This window comes from Mesorhizobium sp. M00.F.Ca.ET.216.01.1.1 (genome assembly GCF_004010325.2).
In the GTDB taxonomy this organism is placed as follows: Bacteria; Pseudomonadota; Alphaproteobacteria; order Rhizobiales; family Rhizobiaceae; genus Mesorhizobium.
Genome location: NZ_SADR02000328.1, coordinates 1 through 333 on the forward strand (window position 1 = coordinate 1; position 333 = coordinate 333).

Annotated in this window: 1 protein-coding gene; it reads right to left on the reverse strand. The window is 64.0% G+C overall.

Going from position 1 to position 333, the window contains the following annotated elements; translation table 11 throughout:
- On the reverse strand, positions 1-333 hold a 333-nt coding region (locus EN859_RS36325; RefSeq protein ID WP_135913682.1), incomplete at both ends, for a glycine--tRNA ligase subunit beta.

Sequence of the window (333 nt, forward strand, 5' to 3'; positions counted from 1 at the left end):
AGAAGATCGTCGGACTGCGGCGTGATAACGGCATCGATCAGATCGTACCGCGCGCCTTGGTCGCGAAGATAAACCTTCAGGCGGTCGTGGAAGAATGCGAGCAGATCCGACGTCTGGCCGGCGCCGCCGGGGAAGTTTGCGAAGGCCTTGGCGAAGATCGACGTCAGCCCCAGGCGAATGCGGTTCTCGACCAAAATCCTGACCACGCCAAGCGCCGCGCGCCGCAGCGCGAACGGGTCCTTGCTGCCGGTCGGCTTTTCATCGATCGCCCAGAAGCCGGTCAGCGTGTCGAGCTTGTCGGCAAGCCCAACGGCAACCGACACCGGGTCGGTG